The organism is Streptomyces sp. NPDC007905, assembly GCF_042959345.1.
Classification (GTDB): domain Bacteria; phylum Actinomycetota; class Actinomycetes; order Streptomycetales; family Streptomycetaceae; genus Streptomyces.
This window is the reverse complement of sequence record NZ_JBIBKS010000033.1, coordinates 1-16,507: the sequence shown is the minus strand read 5'-3', so window position 1 is coordinate 16,507 and position 16,507 is coordinate 1. Positions and strand designations below refer to the sequence as shown.

At 71.4% G+C, this 16,507-nt stretch carries 14 protein-coding genes and 1 pseudogene; 11 read left to right on the top strand and 4 right to left on the bottom strand.

The window, feature by feature from the left end:
• The first annotated feature begins 152 nt into the window (after positions 1–152).
• Positions 153–1,826, top strand: a complete 1,674-nt coding sequence (locus tag ACFZDC_RS37255; protein ID WP_391330894.1) for a hypothetical protein — start codon at positions 153–155, stop codon at positions 1,824–1,826.
• Between the two features lie 241 nt (positions 1,827–2,067).
• On the opposite strand, the gene ACFZDC_RS37250 is transcribed toward ACFZDC_RS37255, so the two are convergent.
• Positions 2,068–2,913 (bottom strand): hypothetical protein, encoded by an 846-nt coding sequence (locus ACFZDC_RS37250; RefSeq protein ID WP_391330892.1) that lies wholly within the window; start codon positions 2,911–2,913, stop codon positions 2,068–2,070.
• 71 nt (positions 2,914–2,984) lie between these two features.
• Between ACFZDC_RS37250 and ACFZDC_RS37245 the strand changes: the two genes are divergently transcribed.
• From ACFZDC_RS37245 to ilvD, 4 genes are all read left to right on the top strand, one after another.
• Positions 2,985–3,917, top strand: a complete 933-nt coding sequence (locus ACFZDC_RS37245) for a Ppx/GppA family phosphatase (RefSeq protein ID WP_391330890.1) — start codon at positions 2,985–2,987, stop codon at positions 3,915–3,917.
• A 111-nt stretch (positions 3,918–4,028) separates the two neighbouring features.
• Positions 4,029–4,850: a TIM barrel protein gene (locus ACFZDC_RS37240; RefSeq protein WP_391330888.1), complete on the top strand. Its 822-nt coding sequence runs from the start codon at positions 4,029–4,031 to the stop codon at positions 4,848–4,850.
• Positions 4,847–5,455, top strand: a complete 609-nt coding sequence (locus ACFZDC_RS37235; RefSeq protein ID WP_391330886.1) for a TetR family transcriptional regulator — start codon at positions 4,847–4,849, stop codon at positions 5,453–5,455. The genes ACFZDC_RS37240 and ACFZDC_RS37235 overlap by 4 nt, the downstream gene beginning before the upstream one ends.
• A gap of 125 nt (positions 5,456–5,580) precedes the next feature.
• Positions 5,581–7,434: a dihydroxy-acid dehydratase gene (gene ilvD, locus ACFZDC_RS37230; protein WP_391330884.1), complete on the top strand. Its 1,854-nt coding sequence runs from the start codon at positions 5,581–5,583 to the stop codon at positions 7,432–7,434.
• 131 nt (positions 7,435–7,565) lie between these two features.
• Here the strand turns inward: ilvD and ACFZDC_RS37225 are convergent, their stop codons facing one another.
• Positions 7,566–9,668, bottom strand: coding sequence for a PQQ-binding-like beta-propeller repeat protein (locus tag ACFZDC_RS37225; protein ID WP_391330882.1), 2,103 nt, complete (start codon positions 9,666–9,668; stop codon positions 7,566–7,568).
• Positions 9,669–9,846: 178 nt separating this feature from the next.
• Here ACFZDC_RS37225 and ACFZDC_RS37220 point away from each other — a divergent pair, with 178 nt between their 5' ends.
• Both ACFZDC_RS37220 and ACFZDC_RS37215 read left to right on the top strand, forming a co-directional pair.
• Positions 9,847–10,164 carry an SH3 domain-containing protein gene (locus ACFZDC_RS37220; protein WP_391330880.1) on the top strand — a complete coding sequence of 106 codons (318 nt, stop codon included), beginning with the start codon at positions 9,847–9,849 and terminating at the stop codon, positions 10,162–10,164.
• Between the two features lie 82 nt (positions 10,165–10,246).
• Positions 10,247–10,756 (top strand): EamA/RhaT family transporter, encoded by a 510-nt coding sequence (locus ACFZDC_RS37215; protein ID WP_391330878.1) that lies wholly within the window; start codon positions 10,247–10,249, stop codon positions 10,754–10,756.
• A gap of 10 nt (positions 10,757–10,766) precedes the next feature.
• On the opposite strand, the pseudogene ACFZDC_RS37210 reads toward ACFZDC_RS37215, so the two are convergent.
• A pseudogene (locus ACFZDC_RS37210) lies at positions 10,767–11,254 on the bottom strand (SAM-dependent methyltransferase).
• A gap of 149 nt (positions 11,255–11,403) precedes the next feature.
• Here ACFZDC_RS37210 and ACFZDC_RS37205 point away from each other — a divergent pair.
• From ACFZDC_RS37205 to proC, 4 genes are all read left to right on the top strand, one after another.
• Positions 11,404–12,183, top strand: a complete 780-nt coding sequence (locus ACFZDC_RS37205; RefSeq protein ID WP_391330876.1) for a methyltransferase domain-containing protein — start codon at positions 11,404–11,406, stop codon at positions 12,181–12,183.
• Positions 12,184–12,295: 112 nt separating this feature from the next.
• Complete coding sequence (locus ACFZDC_RS37200; protein ID WP_391330874.1) at positions 12,296–13,120, top strand: ATP-binding cassette domain-containing protein; 825 nt, start codon at positions 12,296–12,298, stop codon at positions 13,118–13,120.
• Positions 13,117–13,899, top strand: coding sequence for an ABC transporter permease (locus tag ACFZDC_RS37195; protein WP_391330872.1), 783 nt, complete (start codon positions 13,117–13,119; stop codon positions 13,897–13,899). The genes ACFZDC_RS37200 and ACFZDC_RS37195 overlap by 4 nt, the downstream gene beginning before the upstream one ends.
• Before the next feature lie 67 nt (positions 13,900–13,966).
• Positions 13,967–14,779 (top strand): pyrroline-5-carboxylate reductase, encoded by an 813-nt coding sequence (gene proC, locus ACFZDC_RS37190; protein WP_391330870.1) that lies wholly within the window; start codon positions 13,967–13,969, stop codon positions 14,777–14,779.
• Positions 14,780–14,823: 44 nt separating this feature from the next.
• On the opposite strand, the gene trpS is transcribed toward proC, so the two are convergent.
• Entirely contained in the window at positions 14,824–15,849 is a 1,026-nt protein-coding gene (trpS, locus tag ACFZDC_RS37185) for a tryptophan--tRNA ligase (protein ID WP_391330868.1), read from the bottom strand.
• Positions 15,850–16,507 lie beyond the last annotated feature (658 nt).

Genomic DNA, 16,507 nt, shown 5'->3' with positions numbered 1-16,507 from the left:
TGGGTGATCCGGTATCGGCCATGACCCATGGGGTTCGAGCCACGGAATGAAGGGTTTCTGTCCCCTTATGAGGGATCGTTTCACCCGTACGGATTAAAAGTGCTCAAGGTACAAGAAGGGACACTCTGCCGCCGCCTACGGTCGCACGGGTGATGAGCAGCAGTTCTCAGACCACGACCCGCACCACCGGCGCACACCGAGCGCACCGGGAGGCGCGCGATCGAGCCGCCGCGCGCACGCTCGCCCAGCGGTCGCCGGCGCGCTACGAGCCGTACCTGGACGGTCTGTTCACCTACTGCCTGTCGGTGCTGTGCGACCACGACGCGGCCACCGCCGCCCTCGGGGACGTCCTGGCGCTGGCGGAGCGGCGCGGGCAGCGTGTCCCCCAGGCCGCCGACCGCAGGGCCTGGCTGTACGCGCTGGCCCGCTGGGCGTGCCTGCGGGGGCTCGCCGAAGCCAAGCAGAAACGTCAGGCCACCCACGCGGCGGGCCGTCCCGCAGCCGCCCACCAGACACCCGATCCGTCCGTCTCCCCGGAGGTCCAGGAACAGCGGCGCCGCGAACTCGCCCTGCTCGCCTGGCCGGAGGCGGCCGGCACCACCCCCGAGCAGCGCGAGGCCCTGGAGCTCGCCGTCCGCCACCACCTGGACGCCCACGAGGTCGCCGCCGTCCTCGGTATGGCGCCCGCGGCCGCCCGGGAGCTGCTGTCCTCCGCGGCCTGCGAGGTCGAGCGCACCCGTGCCGCGCTCGCCGTGGTCGAGGCCGGCGGCTGTCCGAGCGTGGCCCACCTCACCGGAGACAGCCGGCTGGTCCTCAGTACGGCCCTGCGCCGTGAGCTGGTCCGGCACGTCGACGACTGCCCGCGCTGCCGCCGTACCGCCGCGTGTGCCGTGCCCGGCCGCTGGCCCGGCGCCACGGTCACCCCGGCCGAGCTGCCTGTCCTGGAGGCGCCCCGCGCGGCCCTGCACGCCGCCCTCGCGCACCACCCGCGCGCGCGGGGCGCGGCCGTGCCCCGTTTCGACCGGCGCGGCTTCCCGATGGACCCCAAGGACCACGCGGCCCGGCGGGACCGCCTGCGGGCGCGTGCTGTCACCACCACCGTCGTCGCCACCGTCGTCGCGGCACCCGTGCTCGCCCTGTGGGCCGCCTACCGGGGCACGCCGACCGCCGACGAGGACGGCCGCGCGGCCACCGCGCGCGAGGCGCAGGGCCCCGACGCGCTCGGCAGCGACACCGCGGGCGGCTACGAGAACGCGGGAAACGCCAGCGTGAAGCCCGGCGGCGGTCTCGGCAAGAACGGCAGGCCGGATGTCTCCGTCGAGGTCGTCAGCGTCAAGGGAGGAGGCCGGAAGGGTGCAGGACAGCTCGCGGTCAGCGCGGGCAACGACGGCGACACCACGCTCGTCACCCTCACCGCATCCGGTTCCGGTCCGGTCCGCTGGTCCGCCTCCACCTCGGCGGCCTGGCTCTACCTCAGCCGGTCCACGGGAACCCTCGCCCCCGGCGACACGTTGACGATCAAGGTGTACGTCGACCATCTGCGCGAGCCGTCCGGCCACTGGCACGCACAGGTGGCGATCTCACCGGCCGGCGCAGTGGTCTCCATCGACGGCTACGGCACCGCCCCGAGCGGCCCCTCGACCCTGCCCCCGGCACCCGGTCCCCACCCGAGTTCGCCGCCCTCGACGCCCACGGACCCGCCGACCAGCCAGTCCCCGCCCCCGACCGACCCGAGCCCCAGCCCCACCGACCCGACCCCGTCCGAGCCGCCGAGCTCGTCACCCCCGCCCACCGATGACGGCAGCCCGAGCCCGGCGGACAGCTAGTAGTGCGGTGGCCGGAAAGGTGTGCCGGAAACCTCGCGGCGTCCGGTGCTGGGGTCACCCCCCCATGCCGTTCAGGCAGTGGGGAGCATCGCAAGGCGGAGCATCGCCCGCGTACGGGACGTGCCCGGGTGATGCGACAACGCGGCGAGGTGCCGTGCCGGGCGTCGCGAGCCGGTGAACCTTTCCGGTCGGCACTGGGTACTGCGGTTGCCCGGAGCCGGCCTGATCCGCCGGGCGGCCCCTAGGAGCGCGGCGCCGGATCCGCCGGGTGCGTTGCCACCAGCGGCAGCTGCGACGCCAGCCGCTGCTCGCACAGCTCGACCAGGCGGTCGTAGCCCGCCGGGCCCATGAGCTCGGTCAGCTCGGCCCGGTAGGAGACGTAGACCGGCTCGCCCGCGCCGTGCGCCGAGGTCGCCGACGTGCACCACCAGTGCAGGTCGTGGCCGCCCGGGCCCCAGCCCCTGCGGTCGTACTCGCCGATCGACACCTGCAGCACGCGCGTGTCGTCCGGCCGGTCGATCCAGTCGTAGGTCCGCCGGATCGGCAGCTGCCAGCACACGTCCGGCTTGGTCTCCAGCGGCTCCCGGCCCTCCTTCAGGGCCAGGATGTGCAGCGAGCAGCCCGCGCCGGCCGCGAAGCCGGGACGGTTCTGGAAGATGCACGAGCCCTGGAAGGGCCGGGTCTGCCGGGACCCCTCGTCGTCCTCGGAGATCCAGCCGTTCCGGGTGCCCTCGTCGTGGTTCTGCCAGAGCTCCGGAGTGAGCCGGGCCACGTGCTCGGCGACCCGCTTCTCGTCGTCCTCGTCGGAGAAGTGAGCACCCAGCGTGCAGCACCCGTCGTCCGCGCGGCCGGCCTGGATGCCCTGGCAGCCGCTGCCGAAGATGCAGTTCCAGCGAGAGGTCAGCCATGTCAGATCGCAGCGGAAGACCTGCTCGTCGTCCGCCGGATCAGGGAACTCCACCCACGCGCGCGCGAAGTCGAGCCCCTGCTCGTCGCTCACCTTCGACACCTTGGCGGATTTGGCGGCCTTGCCCGCCTTGTCCGTCTTTACAGCTTTCCCGGAGTTCGCCTTTTTCGTCTTTGGCACGCCTTCAGGGTAAGTGGCCCGGGGCCGCTCCGAGGACCGAGGACGTTGGATCTGGCAGTAGCGTTCCGTACATGAGACTCGGTGTCCTGGACGTGGGTTCGAACACGGTGCATCTGCTGGTGGTGGACGCCCACCCTGGCGCGCGCCCGCTGTCCGCGCATTCGCACAAGGCCGAACTACGGCTCGCCCAGCTGCTCGACGACAGCGGTGCCATCGGCGACCACGGCATCCACCAGCTGATCGACGTCGTGCACGAGGCGCTCCAGGCCGCCGAGGACAAGGGTGTCGAGGACCTGCTTCCGTTCGCGACCTCCGCGGTCCGGGAGGCCACCAACGCCGACGACGTCCTCGCGTGCGTGGAAGAGGAGACCGGCGTACGACTCCAGGTCCTCACCGGCGAGGAGGAGGCCCGGCTCACCTTCCTCGCCGTCCGCCGCTGGTTCGGCTGGTCCGCCGGAAAACTGCTGGTCCTGGACATCGGCGGCGGCTCACTCGAGATCGCCTACGGCATCGACGAGGAGCCGGACACCGCCGTCTCCCTGCCGCTCGGCGCCGGCCGCCTCACCGCCGGCTGGCTGCCCGGTGACCCGCCCGACCCCGAGGACGTCCGGGCCCTGCGCCGCCACGTCCGCGCGCAGATAGCCCGGACGGTCGGCGAGTTCAGCCGCTTCGGTGCCCCCGACCACGTGGTCGCCACCTCCAAGACCTTCAAGCAGCTGGCCCGTATCGCCGGTGCCGCCCGCAGCGCCGACGGGCTTTACGTCCAGCGCGAGCTCAAGCGCGAGTCCCTGGAGGCGTGGGTCCCCCGCCTGTCCGGCATGTCCACGCAGCAGCGCTCCGAACTACCGGGCGTGTCGGACGGCCGAGCCGGCCAGCTCCTGGCGGGCGCGTTGGTGGCCGAGGGCGCGATGGACCTGTTCGGCGTGGAGAGCCTGGAGATCTGCCCGTGGGCGCTGCGGGAGGGCGTGATCCTGCGGCGCCTCGATCACATGGGTTCGGACTGAGTGCCCACGGGACGGGGGTGTGCGGCGAGCCGCAGCGCGCCCGCACCCGCAAATGGCGAACGTCACAACGGCGAATAGGCACCCCACATCCGCACCACTCGACCCCGTAAGGTGACGGACGTGGCTGAACCAACGGACGTGAGCATCGCGCTGTCCACGGCCTCCGTGTATCCGGAGTCGACCGCGACGGCTTTCGAGACCGCCGCGCGCCTCGGTTACGACGGCGTCGAGGTCATGGTGTGGACCGATCCGGTCAGCCAGGACATCGAGGCCCTGCGCCGCCTGTCCGACTACCACGGCATCCCGATCCTGGCCGTCCACGCCCCCTGCCTGCTGATCACCCAGCGGGTCTGGTCCACCGACCCCTGGGTCAAGCTCCAGCGGGCCCGGGCGGCCGCCGAGAAGCTGGGCGCCTCCACCGTCGTCGTGCACCCGCCCTTCCGCTGGCAGCGGCAGTACGCCCGCGACTTCGTCTCCGGGATCTGGCGGATGGCGAACGAGACGGACGTGCGGTTCGCCGTCGAGAACATGTACCCGTGGCGCTACCGCGACCGCGAGATGCTGGCGTACGCGCCCGACTGGGACGTCACCAAGGACGACTACCGGCACTTCACGATCGACCTCAGCCACACCGCGACGGCCCGCACCGACGCGCTGGACATGATCGACCGCATGGGCGACCGGCTCGGGCACATCCACCTCGCCGACGGCCGCGGCTCGGCCAAGGACGAGCACCTGGTCCCCGGCCGCGGCACCCAGCCCTGCGCCGAGCTGCTGGAGCGCCTCGGGCGCGGCGGCTTCGACGGTCACGTCGTGATCGAGGTCAACACCCGGCGGGCGATGTCGAGCGCCGAGCGCGAGGCCGACCTCGCCGAGGCCCTGGCCTTCACCCGCAAGCACCTGGCCTCGGCCGTGAAGGTGCCCCGGCGATGACCGGCGCGACCGGAGCCCGCCGCCGCGGCCGTCCGCCGCGCACGGAGTCGGCGGACACCCGGGACCGCATCCTGACGGCGGCCCGCGAGGAGTTCTCCGAGCACGGCTACGAGAAGACGTCCGTACGCGGCATCGCCAAGGCCGCCGGGGTCGACCCGGCGCTCGTCCACCACTACTTCGGCACCAAGGAACAGGTCTTCGAAGCGGCCGTCGCGGTCGCCTTCGCCCCCGCCCTGAACGCCCCCGACGCGGTGGCCGCCGGTCCCCTGGACGGGGTGGGGGAGCGGCTGACCCGCTTCGTCCTCGGCGTCTGGGAGAACCCCGCGACCCGTGCGCCCCTCCTCGCGATCCTCCGCTCCGCCGTGAACAACGACACCGCGGCCGCCGTCTTCCGCCGTCTCGTCGCCTCCCAGCTGCTGCGCCGCATCTCCGCCCAGCTGGACCTGCCGGACGCGGAGCTACGGGCCGAGCTGGCGGCCGCGCAGCTGGTGGGCACGGCGATGATGCGCTACGTCATCAAGCTGGAGCCGCTGGCGTCGGCGGACCTGGAGCAGATCATCGCGCGGGTCGCGCCGGTGGTGCAGGGCCATCTGACGCAGCCCTGAAGCAGGCGGTTCGTGAAACGCGCGTCCCGCATTCCGGACAACCTTGTCCAGTCCTTGGAGGGGCGGCGTACGCTCGGAGAGAGTCAGAACTCTCTGGCGGATGGTCTTCGAAGGAGCGAGCGACGATGCCCGAGCTGAGGTCCCGCACAGTCACCCACGGCCGCAACATGGCGGGCGCCCGCGCCCTTATGCGCGCCTCCGGTGTACCCGGTGCGGACATCGGCCGGAAGCCCGTGATCGCGGTCGCCAACTCCTTCACCGAGTTCGTGCCGGGCCACACCCACCTGCAGCCGGTCGGCCGGATCGTCAGCGAGGCGATCAAGGAGGCGGGCGGCATCCCGCGCGAGTTCAACACGATCGCCGTGGACGACGGCATCGCCATGGGCCACGGCGGCATGCTGTACTCGCTGCCCTCCCGCGACCTGATCGCCGACTCGGTCGAGTACATGGTCGAGGCCCACTGCGCCGACGCCCTGGTCTGCATCTCCAACTGCGACAAGATCACCCCGGGCATGCTGCTGGCGGCCCTGCGCCTGAACATCCCGACGGTCTTCGTCTCCGGCGGCCCGATGGAGTCCGGCCGCGCCACGCTGGTCGACGGCACGGTCCGCACCCTCGACCTGGTCGACGCGATCTCCGACGCCGTCAACGACAAGATCTCCGACGAGGACATCCTCCGCATCGAGGAGAACGCCTGTCCGACCTGCGGCAGCTGTTCCGGCATGTTCACCGCCAACTCGATGAACTGCCTGACCGAGGCCATCGGTCTCTCCCTGCCCGGCAACGGCTCGGTCCTCGCCACCCACACGGCCCGCAGGGCGCTGTACGAGAACGCGGCCCGTACGGTCATGGACCTCACCCGCCGCTACTACGAGCAGGACGACGACACGGTCCTGCCGCTCAACATCGCCACCTTCCAGGCCTTCGAGAACGCGATGGCCCTGGACATCGCGATGGGCGGCTCCACGAACACGATCCTGCACCTGCTGGCCGCGGCCCAGGAGGCGGGCGTCCCCTTCGGCCTGGAGCAGATCGACGCCGTCTCCCGCCGCGTCCCCTGCCTCGCCAAGGTCGCGCCCAACGTCGCGAAGAACCGCACGTACTACATGGAGGACGTGCACCGCGCCGGCGGCATCCCCGCCCTGCTCGGCGAACTGCACCGCGCGGGCCTGCTCAACGAGGACGTCCACGCGGTCCACAGCCCCTCCCTGTCCGACTGGCTGAAGACCTGGGACGTCCGGGGCGGCTCCCCGTCCCCGGAGGCCGTGGAGCTGTGGCACGCGGCACCCGGCTGCGTCCGCTCCGCCGAGGCCTTCTCCCAGTCCGAGCGCTGGGAGGCCCTGGACGACGACGCCGAGAACGGCTGCATCCGCAGCGTCGAGCACGCGTACTCGAAGGACGGCGGCCTCGCGGTCCTCAGGGGCAACCTGGCCGTCGACGGCTGCGTGGTGAAGACGGCCGGCGTCGACGAGTCCATCTGGACCTTCGAGGGCCCGGCCGTGGTCTGCGAGTCCCAGGAGGAGGCCGTCCAGCGGATCCTCACCCAGGAGGTCAAGGACGGCGACGTCGTCGTCATCCGCTACGAGGGCCCCAAGGGCGGCCCCGGCATGCAGGAGATGCTCTACCCGACCTCGTACCTGAAGGGCCGCGGCCTGGGCAAGACCTGCGCCCTGATCACCGACGGCCGCTTCTCCGGCGGCACCTCCGGCCTCTCCATCGGCCACGCCTCCCCCGAGGCGGCCTCCGGCGGCACCATCGCCCTGGTCCAGGACGGCGACCGCATCCGCATCGACATCCCGAACCGCACCATCGAGCTGCTGGTCGACGCACCGGAACTCGCCCGGCGCGAGCAGGCCCTCGGCGGGGTGTACGCCCCGAAGAAGCGTGACCGCAAGGTCTCCGCGGCACTGCGGGCGTACGCGGCGATGGCGACCAGCGCGGACAAGGGCGCGGTGCGCGATGTGAGCAAGCTGGGCTGACCCGTCGACCCGGTACGGGGCCGCCTCCGGTGGGGGTGGCCCCTTCGTCGTCTCCCGGTCCGAGAGGAACTGACGTCCGTATCAGCGGTCCGGGTGGCCGTGGCGCCCTCGAGCCTGCCCGGCGGGAGGTCTCACCAGGCCGAGGGGTCCCTTCCGTCGAGGGCGAAGACCGAGCCGTCCGGGGCGGTGGCGTAGACGCGGGTGCCGACGACCAGCGGAGCCGGCAGTGCAGCGGGGACCTCTCCCGAGTTCGTGCCGAGCCGCGGCGGTGTCTGCGCGACCAGGCTGCCGTCGTCGGCGTCCATGGCGAGCAGACGCCCGTCGGCGCCCGTGAAGTAGACGTGTCCGGCGGTGGCGATCGGCGCGGAGCCACGGCTCACGGACGTTTCCAGATGCCACAGCCGCTTGCCGGTGCCGAGGTCGAAGGCGTCCAGTGAGCCGCCCGCGGCCAGGAGATGGACGACGTTGCCGCGTACGGTGGCCTGCGGTGCCGTGAGCGGGACGGGCAGCGCCACACGGCGCACCGCCTTCGAGGCCGGTGAGTACCGAAGGACCCCGTTCGTGACGGCGGCGGCGCGGTCGACGGACAGCAGGAACAGGGAACCGCCCTGGCTGCCGATGGGACGCAGCGATCCCTTCAGCCGCGCCTGCCAGCGTGCGGCACCCGTCAACGGGTCCAGGGCGGTGACCTGCGTGTAGGCGCCGTCCGCGGAGGGAGTGGACGCATAGGCCAAGGGGTCGCCGCTGTAGGAGGCCAAGGCCGGGATGTCACGACCGGGCACACGACGGTGCCACTTCGTGTTCCCGGATGCGGCGTCCACCCCCGTGATCGTCCCGTCCGTGCCGGTGACGAGGACCATGCCGCCGGTGAACCGCATCCCCCTGTTGCGGGGCATGTCCCGCTGCCAGCGCGGCAGGCCGGAGGCCGGGTCGAGCGCCTGCACCCGCCGGCCGCCGTCCGTCGGCAGCAACAGCAGGCCCCCCGACACGGCGGGCGCATCGCTCATCCGTTCCTTGGCGACCGAACGACGCCAGAGCAGCGTGCCGTCCATGGGGTCGAGGGCAAAGGCCACCCCGGAACGGAAACACAGCAGCTTCCCGGCCCCGTAAGCACATCGAGGCATGCCGGAACCGCTGCCGTCCGGTTTGGCGCGCCACGCGGCGAACCCGGCCGTCGCCGCGGCGTGCGTGGTGGTCCCCTCCGCGACGGGACCACCGCCGGCGTCCGGCCCCAGCAGCCCGGTGAGTACAGCGCCGACGGCGAGCGCGAGCGACCCGGCGGCAAGGATCGTGCGCCTGCCGACGTTCCTCCGTGACGCGGGCGCGCGTTCGGCTTCGGACGGCTGCTGCCTCGGCACGCCGTCATCAGTGCGCTGCGCCGGTATGAACGCCTGTGTGTCGTACGAGGCCGCCACCGACCGCAGCTCGCGCATCAACTCGTCCGGCGTCGGCCGCTCTTCCGGCTCCTTGGCCAGACAGCGCAGCACCAGCGGCGCCAGACTCTCCGGCACCGCGGTCAGATCCGGCTCGTCGTGCACCACCTGGTACGCGACGACATACGGACTGTCGGAGTCGAACGGCCCGCGCCCGGTGGCCGCGTGCACCATCACGGATCCGAGCGCGAAGATGTCCGCCGCGGACCCCACCTCCCGCGGCCGCCGGAACTGCTCGGGTGCCATGAACGGCGGCGTGCCGATCAGCTTTCCCGTCTCGGTGCGCAGTTCACTGTCCTTGGGCCGGGAGATGCCGAAGTCGATGACCTTCGGCCCGTCCTCCGCGAGCAGCACATTGCTCGGCTTGAGGTCCCGGTGCACCACGCCCACCCGATGGATGTCGCGCAACGCCTCCGCCAACCCGGCCATGAGCCGCCGCAACTGCGCCGGTTCCATGGGCCCGTTCCGCTTCACATGGTCGGAGAGTGTCGGACCGGGAATGAACAGCGTGGCCATCCACGGCCGTTCCGCCTCCGGGTCGGCATCCACGACAGGCGCGGTGAAGGCACCGCTGACCCTCCGGGCGGCGGCCACCTCCTGCCGGAAACGGCCCCTGAACTCGGGATCCCTGGCGAACTCGGCGTGTACGACCTTGACCGCGAGCCTCAACCCCGAGGTGCTGCGGGCGAGATGGACGACCCCCATGCCACCGGACCCCAGACAGGACTCCAGGTGGTAGTGACCGGCGTACTCGGGAAGTTCCGCTTCCGCGCCCGCTCCCGTGCTGCGCTGTGGCGCCATGGACCACCCCCGTGCTGTTCGTCGGCGCGCGCGACGCACGGAGCCTAGTCGATGACTCGTACGGGACAGAGGAGGCTTGCTAGCCTCCGCGTGCGAGTTGCGCACATGTGTTTCGTGACTTGCTTCAGGGGAATCGACGGGCCCCATGACACTCATGGGGCAAAGGGGGAGGTCTTTCATGTCTGTTGACCACGCGGAAGCAGCCGCGGGTGACGGCGGGCGCGAGTCGCTTGCCGCGGGAGCAACCGTGCGCACGTACGCAGTGGCGCCGGGCGTCCGCCTGAACGTCCGCAGCGGCCCCGGCACCAACTACAACCTCCTCTACGTGCTGCCCGAGGGGTCCCGCGTCCCGATCTTCTGCCAGACGCCGGGAACAGCGGTGACCGGCCCGTACGGCACGTCGAAGATCTGGGACAACATCGACAACGGCGAGTTCGTGTCGGACGCCTACGTGCAGACGGGCACCGACGGCTACGTCGCCTCCCGTTGCGCCTGAGATCCACCGCGACGGCTGCATCGCCCCGCGCTGTGGCCGACCCGCCCGGAGCCCGCCCCCGCCCGGAGCCCATAATCGTCCCGTGAGCGACGAAACCGGCACCCCGGACACCCCCGCGGGCTCCACGGGCGGCGGCCCCCGCCCCGAGCCCCTCCGCTTCTTCGGCACGTCCTGGGTGAACCACGACAACGGGTACGCGGCCCGCCGAGCCGGCGTGGCCGCCGGCTCCCTCGCCGCGGCCGTCGTCTCCTGCCTGGTCCTGCGCTTCGCCTACGAGGGCATCCAGATCGCCGACAGCGGTGCCTTCGTGACCGTGCTGGTCGTCGCCATGTTCGCGATCTGCAGCGCGCTCGCCTTCCGCAACACCTGGGAGGGCTTCGGCAAGCGGCACGACCCCCAGCGCCAGGCCTCCCTGCGCGGACTGCTCGCCATCGGCTTCGTCGGCTCCCTGCTCGCCTACTTCTTCCGCTCCCTCACCGAGGCCCCGGGCGAGAGGCTGCACCGCGAGGAGTACGACACGGCCCGCGAGGAGTACGAACGCCGCTCCTCCCGGCGCACCGGCAACCCGTCGAGGAAGAAGCGGCGCCGGTGAACCGCGACGGTCAGTAGTACCGGCTCATGACGGCGGTCGCCCACTCCGGCTGACGGGTCCCGCCCCGGGGCCCGAACTCCGCCATGTACGGCTTGATGTCCAGCACCGGCGTCCCGTCCACGGCATCGAGTCCCTCGACCTGCACGTCCAGTCCGTCCACCCGGACGACCCGGAGCGCGAGACGCCGATCCGGTTGGGCCGGTTCTTGCCGCGCTGGGCGAAGATGCCGACCTTCGGCCAGTCGGTGTTGCCGCGGGGATGCCGGGCCCCGGTCTCGATCCTCTCCTCCGGCACCCGGTCGAAGTGGTAGACGACCTCCAGGTGGGAGAAGGCCGCCAGCCCGGCCAGCGCCTCGGGCCCGAAGCGGTCGCCGTCGATGCGGATCACCGCGCGGACCTCACCCCACTCGTCGTCCCGGACCTCCGCCCGCCCGCCGACGACCCGCCCCACCGGATACGCCACCACGGCGTCCCCGACCGCACCGCCCCGCTCGGCCATGTCTCCCACCCGTCGTCAACCTGACGTTGTCACAAGGAACTCGACCCACGCCAGGGCCTGTTGCAGGCCCTGCGTGGGCCGCCCGGTCCCGGCGCCGCGGCCCCGGATATTCACTGTCGCCGTACCCCCCACCCCACGACCATGGCCGTATGACCACGACGCAGCCGCCCTCCCACGCCGCCCGCGCCCACTCCTTCAACGCCGCCGCGGCCCAGTACGCCGCGAACCGCCCCTCCTACCCGCCCGCCCTCCTCGACACCGTCGAGGAGCTGGCCGGCCGGCCGCTGTCCGGTGCCCGGGTCGTGGACGTCGGCGCCGGGACCGGGATCGCGACCGCACTGTTGCACGCCCGTGGCGCCGAGGTCCTCGCGGTCGAACCCGGTGAGGGCATGGCCGCCGAGTTCCGCCGCGTACTGCCGCACATCCCGATCGTGCGGGGCAACGGCAACGCGCTCCCCGTCGCCGACGCGCACGCCGACCTCCTCACCTACGCCCAGGCCTGGCACTGGACCGACCCCGCCCGCTCCGTACCGGAGGCGCTGCGCGTGCTGCGGCCGGGCGGTGCGCTGGCGCTGTGGTGGAACAGGGACGCGCTCGACATCGCGTGGATCGCCGAGGCCGCCGACCGCACGGGCCGGTTCTTCGGCGTGGACATCGCCGCCGAGAAGCGCAAGGCCGGGGACCGCCCCGAGCGTGCCGACCCCAGCGGCAGGCTCCGCTTCACCCGCCGCGAGGTCCGCTGGAGCCGCCGCATCCCGATCGACACCCACCTCGCCAACATCGGCAGCCACTCGGCCTTCCTGGTCTCTCCGAAGGAGCGCAGGCGCGCCTTTCTGGAGGAGGAGCGCGGCCATCTGCTGAAGGTCTTCCCGGACGGCATCGTCGAGGAGACGTACGACGTGCTTCTGCTCGTCGCGACCAAGCCCTGACCCGACAGCTCTCCAGCGGCGGCGGCCCGGTTCCTTCCGGGCCGCCGCTTTCGTTTGCCGCACACCGTCGCCCCCCTTGACGGCAGGGCCCGCCCGGCCGATTATTCATCGCATGATGAATTATATGCCCGACCCGCCCCACCCCGCGGCCCCGGACGCCGTCCACGCCGAAGGCCTCACCGTCGTCCGCGGCCCCCGCACCGTCCTCCACCACCTCGGCTTCACCGTCCCCCGCGGCCAGATCACCGGCCTGCTCGGCCCCTCCGGATGCGGCAAGTCCACCCTGATGCGCTCCATCGTCGGCACCCAGGCCAAGGTCACCGGCACCCTCGACGTCCTCGGCCGCCCCGCCGGCCACCCCGCCCTGCGCAGCCGCATCGGCTACGTCACCCAGGCCCCCTCCGTCTACGACGACCTGACCGTCCGCCAGAACCTCGACTACTTCGCCGCGATCCTCGACCCCGGACGCCCCGCCGCCGAACGCCGCCACGACGTCGAACGCGTCCTCACCGACGTCGATCTCACCAGCCGCGCCGACGCCCTCGCCGGCAACCTCTCCGGCGGCCAGCGCAGCCGCGTCTCCCTCGCCGTCGCCCTCCTCGGCACCCCCGAACTCCTCGTCCTCGACGAACCGACGGTCGGCCTCGACCCCGTCCTGCGCCGCGACCTGTGGAACCTCTTCCACGAGCTCGCCGCCACCCGGGGCGCCACCCTCCTCGTCTCCTCCCACGTCATGGACGAGGCCGAGCGCTGCCACCGCCTCCTCCTCATGCGCGAAGGCCGGATCCTCGCTGGGGGCACCTCCCGGCCGGAGGCTGGGGGAGACACACCCGACGCCCTGCGTACCCGTACCGGCACCGACACCGTCGAGGCCGCCTTCCTCCGCCTCGTGGACGAGGCAGCCACCGCGGACCGCACCAAGGAGACGACCCGATGAGCACGACGACACCCGCCGCCCCGGCCGCACCCACCAGCGCCCTGAACGCCGGCCGCACCACCGCCACCGCGGCGCGCGTCCTGCGTCAGCTCCGCCACGACCCGCGCACCATCGCGCTGTTGTTCCTCATCCCCTGCCTGATGCTGATTCTGCTGCGCTACGTCTTCGACGCCAGCCCGCGCACCTTCGACAACATCGGCGCCTCGCTGCTCGGCATCTTCCCGCTGATCACGATGTTCCTGGTCACCTCCATCGCCACCCTGCGCGAACGCACCTCGGGCACCCTCGAACGCCTCCTCGCCATGCCCCTCGGCAAGGCCGACCTCATCGCCGGTTACGCCCTCGCCTTCGGTGCCCTCGCCATCGTCCAGTCGGCCCTCGCCACCGGACTCGCGGTCTGGCTCCTCGGCCTCGACGTCACCGGCTCACCCTGGCTGCTTCTGCTCGTCGCCCTCCTCGACGCCCTGCTCGGCACGGCCCTCGGCCTCTTCGTCTCGGCCTTCGCGGCCTCGGAGTTCCAGGCGGTCCAGTTCATGCCCGCGGTGATCTTCCCCCAGCTCCTCCTCTGCGGCCTCTTCACTCCCCGCTCCGACATGCACCCCGTCCTGGAGACCATCTCCGACGTCCTGCCGATGTCGTACGCCGTCGATGGCATGAACCAGGTCCTCCACCACACCGACATGACGGCGACCTTCGTCCGCGACGTCCTGATCGTGGCCGGATGCGCCCTCCTCGTACTCGGCCTGGGAGCGGCGACCCTGAGGCGCCGCACCGCCTAGCGACCGTCCGTGTTCCGCCTGCCGGACAACCACCCGTACCCCGCCAAGCCGGTGCGAGGATGACTCCATGAGCCAGAAAGTCGCAGTCCTCGGCACCGGCAAGATCGGCGAAGCCCTGCTCAGCGGAATGATTCGCGGTGGCTGGGCCCCCGCCGACCTCCTGGTCACCGCCCGCCGCCCCGAACGCGCCGAAGAACTCCGCAACCGCTACGGAGTCACCCCGGTCGGCAACGCCGAGGCCGCCAAGACCGCCGACACCCTGATCCTCACGGTCAAGCCGCAGGACATGGGCGCCCTTCTGGACGAACTCGCCCCGCACGTCCCCGCCGGCCGTCTGGTCATCAGCGGGGCCGCCGGCATCCCCACCTCCTTCTTCGAGGAGCGCCTCGCCGCAGGCACCCCGGTCGTCCGCGTCATGACGAACACCCCGGCCCTCGTCGACGAGGCCATGTCGGTGATCTCCGCCGGCAGCCACGCCACCGCAGACCACCTCGCCACCGCCGAGGAGATCTTCGGAGCCGTCGGCAAGACCCTGCGCGTCCCCGAGACCCAGCAGGACGCCTGCACCGCCCTGTCCGGCTCCGGGCCCGCCTACTTCTTCTACCTGGTAGAAGCCATGACCGATGCCGGCATCCTGCTCGGCCTGCCCCGCGACAAGGCACACGATCTCATCGTCCAGTCCGCCATCGGCGCCGCCGTGATGCTCCGCGACAGCGGCGAGCACCCCGTCAAACTCCGCGAGAACGTCACCTCCCCGGCCGGTACGACGATCAACGCCATCCGTGAACTGGAGAACCACGGAGTCCGCGCCGCCCTCATCGCCGCACTGGAGGCGGCCCGTGACCGCAGCCGCGAACTCGCCTCCGGCAAGAAGGACTGAAAGCCGACGGCCCGGAAGGCGGCGGTCACCCCGCCGCCCCACGCCTAACGAGCGGTTGCGCTCACCGGCTGGGCCGCGGGTGGCAGCAGCCCGATCGCCCGATAAGCGGTATCGACGATCGGCCGAGCCATCGCCCGAGCCTTCTGCGCACCATCCCGCAGCACCCCCTCCACATACGCAGGATCCGCGCACAACTCCCTGTGCCGGTCCTGCACGGGCCTGAGAACCTCCACCACCGCCTCCGCGGTGTCCTTCTTCAAAGCGCCGTACGAGTCGTAAACGGCCGCCAGTGACTCAGGGTTCCCGCCCGTGCACGCGGCGAGAATCTCCAGCAGGTTCGCGACCCCGGGCCGCCCCTCCGGGTCGTACTCCACGTCCCGCCCGCTGTCGGTCACGGCCCGCATGACCTTCTTGCGCACCACGTCCGGCTCGTCCAGCAGATAGACGATCCCCGGCCCCGAGTCGTCCGACTTCCCCATCTTCGAACCCGGGTCCTGCAGGTTCATCACCCGCGCCGCCACCGCCGGAGGCGTCGCCTTCGGCACCGTGAACGTGTGCCCGTACCGCTGGTTGAACCGCACCGCCAGATCCCGGGTCAACTCCACGTGCTGCGTCTGGTCGTCACCCACCGGCACCTCGTCCGTGCCGTACACCAGGATGTCCGCCGCCATCAGCGCCGGATAGGTAAGGAGCGACAGCCGCACGCTCCCCCCGCGCTCCCGCTCCCGCGCGGCCTTCTCCTTGTACTGGATCATCCGGCGCATCTCGCCGTCCGTCGCCACGCACTCCAGCAGGTACGACAGCCGCGTGTGCTCATCGACATGGCTCTGCAGGAACACAGTGCACAGTTCGGGGTCGAGCCCCGACGCCAGCAGCAGCGTGGACGCCTGCCGGCTGAGCCTGCGCACGCGCGCCGGATCGTGGTCCACGGTCAGTGCGTGCAGATCGACGATGCAGAACAGCGCGTCGGACCGGTGCTGGTCCACCTCGGCCCAGCGCCGCATGGCCCCCAGGTAGTTCCCCAGGGTCAGGTGTCCGGTCGGCTTCACACCGCTGAAGACCCGCGTCATCTCTACTCCACCTCCTGGTCGAGACCGCCGTCCCGGCCGGCCCCCGAAGCCCTGGAGGGAGATACGAGAACGGCCGCCGAGGCGGCGGCCGTTGAGTGCATACGTGCGTACGGCCGCCGTCAGGCGGCCCACCACTGCTGGGTACACGTACGCGTAGTCACGCCCCCCAGAGTACGCCGGCGCAGGGGCCCGGGGCAGCGAGTTGACACACCCCGGCCCGCTCCGTACTCTTCTCCGAGTTGTCCGACGTGAGCGCCGACTCCGGTCGGTCCCCGGACAGCCATTCCGCAAGCACCACCCACTCATCGACGCTTCGGCGCCGACTGTTTTGGCGTGCGTATTTGCGAAATGAGGAATCCGCGTTCGAAAGGACGCAGCCCCCGATTAGCTCGGGAGCCGGGAATCCGCTAAAGTTTCACTCGTCGGAACGGCCCAACAGCCGCGAAGACAAACCCGCCGACTGGGAATCGGACGCCGAAAGGATCTGATAGAGTCGGAACCGCCGGAAAGGGAAACGCGAGAGCGGAAACCTGGAAAGCACCGAGGAAATCGGGTCGAGAAAAGATCTGATAGAGTCGGAAACGCAAGACCGAAGGGAAGCGCCCGGAGGAAAGCCCGAGAGGGTGAGTACAAAGGAAGCGACCGTTCCTTGAGAACT